The following is a 7,225-nucleotide window of genomic DNA, read 5'->3' as shown; positions in this document are numbered from 1 at the left end:
CAGCTGCCCGTTCCTGCCGCCGGACGGCATCGCCGGCGTCCGCGCCGCCGCCCCGGTGACCCGGGCCACCTTCACCAGCGGCCACGAGGCCTGGCTGGTGACCGGCTACGAGGAGGTCCGCGCCCTGCTGCGCGACCCCTCCTTCAGCGTCCGGGTGCCCCACGCGCTGCACACCCAGGACGGCGTCGTCACCCAGAAGCCCGGCCGCGGCAGCCTGCTGTGGCAGGACGAACCGGAACACACCACGGACCGCAAGCTGCTCGCCAAGGAGTTCACCGTCCGCCGCATGCAGGCGTTACGGCCGAACATCCAGCGCATCGTCGACGAGCACCTCGACGCCATCGAGGCCCAGGGCGGCCCGGTCGACCTGGTGAAGACCTTCGCCAACCCGGTGCCCTCGATGGTGATTTCCGACCTGTTCGGCGTCCCGGTCGAACGCCGGGCGGAGTTCCAGGAGATCGCCGAGGCGATGATGCGGGTCGACCAGGACGCCGCCGCCACCGAGGCCGCCGGCATGCGGCTGGGCGGCCTGCTCCACCAGCTCGTCCAGGAGCGCCGCGGCGACCCCGGGGACGACCTGATCTCGGCGCTGATCACCACCGAGGACCCCGACGGCGTCGTCGACGACATGTTCCTCATGAACGCCGCGGGCACCCTGCTGATCGCGGCCCACGACACCACCGCCTGCATGATCGGCCTCGGGGCGGCGCTGCTCCTCGACCGCCCCGACCAGCTGGCCCTGCTGCGCGAGGACCCCTCGCTGGTCGGCAACGCGGTCGAGGAACTGCTGCGCTACCTCACCATCGGCCAGTTCGGCGGCGAGCGCGTCGCCACCCGGGACGTGGAGCTGGGCGGCGTGCGCATCGCCGCGGGCGAGCAGGTCGTCGCGCACGTCCTCGCCGCCGACTTCGACCCCGCGTTCGTGGACGACCCGGAGCGCTTCGACATCACCCGCCGCCCCGCCCCCCACCTGGCGTTCGGCTTCGGCGCGCACCAGTGCATCGGCCAGCAACTCGCCCGCATCGAGCTCCAGATCGTCTTCGAGAGCCTGTTCCGGCGCTTCCCGACCCTGCGCCTGGCCAAGCCCGTGTCGGAGCTGCGCTTCCGCACCGACATGGTCTTCTACGGCGTCCACGAGCTGCCCGTCACCTGGTGAGCCCCGCCCGCTCCCCGTGGCCCCGTACCAACCGGTGAACGACCGCACCGCCGACCGCCCGAAAGGCACGACATGACCGAGACCGACATCAGCCGCCCCGCGCCGTCGGCCCCGCCCTTCCCGCAGGACCGGACCTGCCCCTACCAGCCGCCGGAGGCGTACACGCGGTGGCGGGGCGACCGCCCGCTGACCAGGGTCACGTTGTTCGACGGGCGGCCGGCGTGGCTGATCACCGGGCACGCCGAGGGACGGGCGCTGCTCGCCGACCCCCGTCTGTCCTCCGACTGGGGGCACCCGGTCTTCCCCGTCGTCGTCCGGCGCACCGAAGGCCGCGGCGGGCTCGCCTTCCCGCTGATCGGCGTCGACGACCCGCTGCACGCCCGGCAGCGGCGCATGCTGATCCCCAGCTTCGGCGTCAAGCGCATGAACGCGATCCGCCCCAGGCTGCAGGACCTGGTCGACCGGCTCCTGGACGACATGCTGGCGAACGGGCCGGTCGTCGACCTGGTGTCGGCCTTCGCGCTGCCGGTGCCCTCCATGGCGATCTGCGAACTGCTCGGCGTCCCCTACGGCGACCACGACTTCTTCGAGGAGTGCTCCCGCGACTTCGTGGGCGCCGCGACGTCCGGGGAGGCCGACGCGGCCTTCGCCCAGCTGTACACGTACCTGCACGGCCTGGTCGCCAAGAAGCAGGCCGAGCCCGGTGACGGCCTGCTGGACGAACTGATCGCCCGCCAGCTGGAGGAGGGCGGCCTCGACCACGACGAGGTGGTCATGATCGCGCTGGTCCTGCTGGTGGCCGGCCACGAGACCACCGTCAACGCGATCGCCCTCGGCGCCCTCACGCTCATGCAGCACCCCGAACAGATCGACGTGCTGCTGAGCGACCCCGACGCGGTGCCGCGCGCGGTCGAGGAACTGCTGCGGTTCACCTCCGTCTCCGACTACCTGGTCCGGATGGCCACGGAGGAGATCGAGGTCGGCGGCGAGACCGTCAGGGCCGGGGACGCGGTGCTGGTCTCCATCACGCTGATGAACCGCGACGCCACGGCGTACCAGGACCCCGACGTCTTCGACGCCCGGCGCAACGCGCGCCACCACGTCGGCTTCGGCCACGGCATCCACCAGTGCCTCGGGCAGAACCTCGCCCGCGCCGAACTGGAGATCGCCCTGGGCTCCCTGTTCGCCCGCATCCCCGGGCTGCGGCCGGCCGTGCCCCTGGACCAGGTCCCCATCAAGGCGGGCCACGACGCCCAGGGCCCGATCGAACTGCCCGTCACGTGGTGACCGGCCATTGGTGACGAACCAGGCGTCAGCAGCGGAAGGAAGAAGGGCGGCCCACGTCATGCGCATCACCATCGACCGCGACCGGTGCATCGGCTCCGGCCAGTGCGTCATGACCGCACCCGGCGTCTTCACCCAGGACGACGACGCGCTCGTCGCCCTGGTGCCGGGACAGGAGGACGGTGCCGGGGACCCGCGCGTGCGCGACGTGCCCCTGGCCTGCCCGGTACAGGCGGTCACCGTCACCGAGGACTGAACGGCGCCGGCCGCACCTGCGCGAGCGGTGGCTCCCGGAATCCCGGGGCCACCGCTCACCCGTTCCCGCCGCGTTACGGGGACCCGGAGCCGTGCCCCAGCAGTTCGTGCAGCAACGGGGTCGCGGGCAGCGCCGGATGGAGGTACACGCGTTCACGGCGCTGTTCGACGGCGGCCAGCAGCGTCCGGAACGTGTCCCTCGCCTCCTCGGTCCGGCCGCCCAGGTGCTGCGCCTGGCCCAGCAGGCCCAGGTGCAGCGGATGCCGTAAGCACGTCCTGGACCGGCCCAGTTCGGCCAGCGAGGCATGCATCAGGTCGAGGCCCTCGTCGTGGTCTCCCGCGTGCGCCAGGCCCCACCCCCTGACGACGCCGAGCATCGCCTTCCAGTAGAGCAGCCCGTACTGGCCGGCGACCCGGACACCCTCGTCGCTCGCCACGAGGGCGGTGCGGGTGTCGCCCTCCCAGGCCGCCACGACCCCGTCCACGTACAACGCGAACGAGCGGTCGGACGGCCTGCTGTCGTACTCGGTGAGGTTCAGCAGCTCACGCCGGCGCGCGCTGGCGGTCCCCCGGTGGCCGAGGAGCCAGTGGGTGAAGGTGTCGTAGGAACGGCAGGAGACGCGCGGGTCGTGCTGGAACGTACGGGCCAGCGCATGACCCTCGCCGACCAGCCGGTCCGCCATGCCGACCCCGCGCTCCAGCTCGGCGAGCGCCTGCGGCAGCATCCCGCGCACATGCAGCACGATGCCCTCGCCGTACGCCGCACCGAGCGCCGCCACGGGCTCCCGGGTCTGCCGCGCGATCTCCCGGAGCAGGCCGGACAGCTGTCGCGAGGTGTCGTAACGGCCGGTGACCAGGTGCGCCGCGCACAGCGCCCAGACCACCGACGGGTCCTCGGGGGCACGCGTGGCCGCGTTCAGCGCACGGCCGCGGGACAGCGCCGTCTCGGCCTCGTGGTCGCCGTAGCCGCGCGTGGTGGCGAGCACCTGGCCGAGCTGGGTGTGCAGCTTCTGCTCCAGCCGCACCGTGGCGGAGTCGTCCGGTGGCAGGGACCCGACCAGGTGCACCGCGCGCCGCAGCCAGGTCTCCACCTGCTCGTACGCCATCGACTGCTCGGCGTGTTCGGCGGCGAGCAGCAGCCGGGGCAGCACCTCGGCCGCGGGCAGCGCGCTCTTGGCGTGCCAGCTGTGGTGGGCGACCCGCTCGACCTCCTCGTCCTCGACCTGGCCGCGCCTGCGGGCACGCAGCGCGTCCGCGATCCGGGCGTGCAGGCGGTGGCGGTCCTCCCGGGGCAGTTCGTCGACGAGGGCCTCCTGGACCAGGGCGTGCGCGAAGTGCAGCCGCCCCGGACGGCGCGGGTCCTCCCCGAGCAGTCCGGCCCGGATGGCCGACTCCAGCCCGGCGACGACCGGTTCGTCCGGTGTCGCGGTCCGGTGCAGCAGGTCCGTGTCCACCTCCGCGCCGATGACGGCGCACAGCCGGAGCACCCCGAGCACCGGCTCCGGTAACGCGGCGAACCGCTGGCGCAGCGCCTCGCGCACCCCGGCGGGAATGTGCGCGAGGAGCGCGTCGACCGCGTCCGGCTGGTGGAGTTCACGCGCGTCACCCACGAGAGAGAGCAGCTGCGTCACGAAGTACGGATTGCCTTCGCTGCGCCGGTGCAGCACCTCGATCACCTTCGGGTCCACCCCGGCTCCCGCGTGGGCCTCGACGAGGGCGCCGACGGCCGCCGGGGAGAGCCCGGACAGCCGCAGCGTCTCGGTGCGGGGACCGCGCAGCACGTCGGAGACCATCCGGCGCAGCGTCGCGTCCGACTCGGCCTCGAACTCCCGTGCGGTGAGCACGATGCCGAGCGGCCGGCCCTGGCAGCGGGTGCCCAGCAGCCGCAGCAGGTCGAGGGAGGCGGCGTCCGCCCACTGCAGATCCTCGAGGAGCAGCACGAGGGGGCGTTGCCCGGCGAGGGCGAGCAGCACCTCGCACAGGGCGTCGTGGGCGAGGAAGCGCGCCCGGCACCAGTCGAAGGTCCGGCCACGGCCGTCGGCCCCGGCCGGCGGCCGCTCCGGCATCAGCGCCGTGAGCAGGGAGTCGTACGGCTGCGTCGCCTCCCGGAAGGCGTCCGGCCGGGTGGCGGACAGCCGCCGCAGGATCTGGGACCACAGCCAGTAGGCGGGGACGCCCTCGCCGGGGAAGCAGTGGCCCCAGACCACTTCGAGGCCGGGGCCCTTCCCCTGGGCGCCCAGGTTCTCCAGACGCGCCGCGAGTTCGAGTAACAAGCGGGTCTTTCCGACGCCCGGGGGACCGAGCACGCCGGCCACATGGCCGTGGCCCACGACCGCGCTCGCGGCGGCGGTCGTCAGCCGGTCGAGCTCCTGCCCGCGACCGGTGAACGGCGAGGGGGTCCCCGCCCATCCCGGCTCGGGGTCGGCGGCCTCACCGGTCCCCGCGGCGGCCGCCGGCTCGTGCCCCGGCCAGGGCGCGGGCCGCCACGGGGCCGCCCCGGCCTGTGCGGCGTCCGCCCGCGCGCCCGGCGGCACGTCGGCGGACACCCGCGGGTGTCTGGCGGTCCCCGTGCCCGTGGGGGCGACGGCCGCGCCGGAGCGGCCCGCCCCGCCGCGCCCGGGACCCGGGGCCCGGCCGGCGCCGGGCTCGTGCCGCGCGAGCGGGGCGTAGGAGGTGCCGGTGGGACCGAGGGGCGCGCGGCCCGGCCGCTCCGAGGGGGCGCTCGCTCCCGGCTCCTGGCGCAGGATCGCGTGCCTGACCCGGCGCAGCTCGGCCGCGGTGTCCACGCCGAACTCCTCGACCAGATGACTGCGCGTGCGCTCGTACACCTCCAGTGCCTCCGCCTGCCGCCCGAGCCGGGACAGCGCCGTCATGAGGTGGCCGACCAGCCGCTCCCGGGTGGGATGCCGGCGGGCCTCCCCGTCCAACTCGGCGGCGACCTCCTCGGCGGCGCCGAGCGCCAGCCGCGCCTCCGCGCAGGACTCCACGGCGGTGAGCCGGATCTGTTCGAGCCGGGCGCACTCGTCGCTGAGCGGCGGATGACTGTCGAACTCCGCGTAGGGCGAGCCGCGCCACAGTCCCAGGGCCTCGGTGAGCCGGGCCCGCGCGGTGCGCGGATCACGCTGTTCCAGCAGTCGCCGTCCGTCGGTGACCAGACGCTCGAAGCGGCAGGCGTCCACTTGTTCGGGGTCGAGGTCGAGGACGTAACCGGGCATCCGGTGACGCAGCACCGAAATATGGCCTGATTCACCCGTAGGCTCCAGCGCCCGGCGCAGATGGGAGACGTGGCTCTGGAGCGTGGCGACGGCGCGGCGGGGTGGTTCGTCGCCCCAGAGTTCCTCGACGAGGAGTTCGGTGGGCACCACACGGCCCAGGCGGATCAGCAGCAGGGCGAGCAGGGTTCGGCGGCGGGGCGGGCCGAGGGGCAGATCACGCCCGTGATGTCGCGCCGACATGGGCCCCAGAACGTTCAGCAAGAGCTCGGCTGCGGGCATGACGTTCCCCATCGTTCTCTCGGGCATGACTGTCTCAGGGGCGGTTTCGAGCTGGTCGGACTCGCGCCGTCCCCCCTGTGGATCATGGCATGGGGAAAGTGCCTTCCAGGTCGGATGCCCATCGATTGGCAAGAAAGCGGCAGGTGTTGGGCAAGTATTCCGACAGAGGGTCCGAAAAACGATGGCGGATGACGGCAAGGTACCGCCGGCGGCTCGGCAAGGAGCCCGCAAGGTCGGTGGCGCACGATGTCCTCACCTGGTGATTCTGCTGGTCTCAGGGCCGATGGCGCCCCTGTCGACGGCCACCACGGCCGCGCACCAGCCGCCGAAAGATTTCATCGTCACGTTTTCCGACAGGGAGCCCACTCTTGCTGAGTCCAGCACTTGCAGCTCCGGGCCTGTGCATGGCAAGTCTCGACAGAACTCTGACCATCCAACAGGCGAACCAGGAGTTCTTCCGGCAGTTCAACAGCTCGTCCCAAGACATATGCGGCCGGAATTTCCGCGACGTGGTGCACCCGAGCGTGCAACAGCCGTTAGTACGACAATTCTCCAATTTGCTGGAGGGTAAGCACCAGCGATTCGTCACGCCCGTCATCGCCGTCGGACCCGGCGACGAGTCCGCCTTCACCGTCCCCCTCACCGCGGTCGCGGTGCGCGGCGGACTGCCCGACACGACCGCGATCCTGGTCATGATGCCCACGGCCGGGGACGCCGAGGGGACGGGCGTGGTGACCAGGCGAAAGAAGATCCTCTCCGCCATGGACGCGCGCATCCTCGAAGGCATCGCCGCCGGCGTCTCCACCGTCCCCCTCGCGGCGAGCCTCTACCTCAGCCGGCAGGGCGTCGAGTACCACGTGACCTGCCTGCTGCGGAAGTTGAAGGTGCCCAACCGCACCGCGCTGGTCTCCCGCGCCTACTCCATGGGCGTGCTCAAGGTCGGCACCTGGCCGCCCGAGGTCGTGGACGACTTCGTGAAGTGACCGCTCACCGGGCGCTCCCCGAGCGCCCGGCAGCCCGTGGCACGGCGCGAGCG

Annotated in this window: 5 protein-coding genes; 4 read left to right on the top strand and 1 reads right to left on the bottom strand. The window is 72.9% G+C overall.

Going from position 1 to position 7,225, the window contains the following annotated elements:
* The 3 genes from FRZ03_RS10425 to FRZ03_RS10415 form a co-directional block, all read left to right on the top strand.
* Positions 1 to 1,156 (top strand): cytochrome P450 (locus FRZ03_RS10425; RefSeq protein WP_261398837.1); only part of this gene is annotated, 1,156 nt, incomplete at its 5' end.
* 72 nt (positions 1,157 to 1,228) lie between these two features.
* On the top strand, positions 1,229 to 2,443 hold the full coding sequence (locus FRZ03_RS10420; protein WP_146464859.1) for a cytochrome P450: 1,215 nt from the start codon (positions 1,229 to 1,231) through the stop codon (positions 2,441 to 2,443).
* A gap of 58 nt (positions 2,444 to 2,501) precedes the next feature.
* Positions 2,502 to 2,696, top strand: a complete 195-nt coding sequence (locus FRZ03_RS10415) for a ferredoxin (RefSeq protein ID WP_146464858.1) — start codon at positions 2,502 to 2,504, stop codon at positions 2,694 to 2,696.
* 73 nt (positions 2,697 to 2,769) lie between these two features.
* Here FRZ03_RS10415 and FRZ03_RS10410 read toward each other — a convergent pair whose 3' ends face one another.
* Positions 2,770 to 6,150, bottom strand: coding sequence for an AfsR/SARP family transcriptional regulator (locus FRZ03_RS10410; RefSeq protein WP_146464857.1), 3,381 nt, complete (start codon positions 6,148 to 6,150; stop codon positions 2,770 to 2,772).
* A 443-nt stretch (positions 6,151 to 6,593) separates the two neighbouring features.
* Between FRZ03_RS10410 and FRZ03_RS10405 the strand changes: the two genes are divergently transcribed.
* Positions 6,594 to 7,172 carry a LuxR C-terminal-related transcriptional regulator gene (locus FRZ03_RS10405; protein ID WP_146464856.1) on the top strand — a complete coding sequence of 193 codons (579 nt, stop codon included), beginning with the start codon at positions 6,594 to 6,596 and terminating at the stop codon, positions 7,170 to 7,172.
* Positions 7,173 to 7,225: the final 53 nt, after the last annotated feature.

Source organism: Streptomyces misionensis (genome assembly GCF_007896895.1).
Classification (GTDB): Bacteria; Actinomycetota; Actinomycetes; order Streptomycetales; family Streptomycetaceae; genus Streptomyces; species Streptomyces misionensis_A.
This window is presented reverse-complemented; position numbering and strand designations above follow the sequence as displayed.

Bases quoted from the DNA above. Each gene is read 5' to 3' on its own strand.
- FRZ03_RS10420 (WP_146464859.1), top strand. From the start codon at position 1,229: ATGACCGAGACCGACATCAGCCGCCCCGCGCCGTCGGCCCCGCCCTTC.
- FRZ03_RS10415 (WP_146464858.1), top strand. From the start codon at position 2,502: ATGCGCATCACCATCGACCGCGACCGGTGCATCGGCTCCGGCCAGTGC.
- FRZ03_RS10410 (WP_146464857.1), bottom strand. From the start codon at position 6,150: ATGTCGGCGCGACATCACGGGCGTGATCTGCCCCTCGGCCCGCCCCGC.
- FRZ03_RS10405 (WP_146464856.1), top strand. From the start codon at position 6,594: ATGGCAAGTCTCGACAGAACTCTGACCATCCAACAGGCGAACCAGGAG.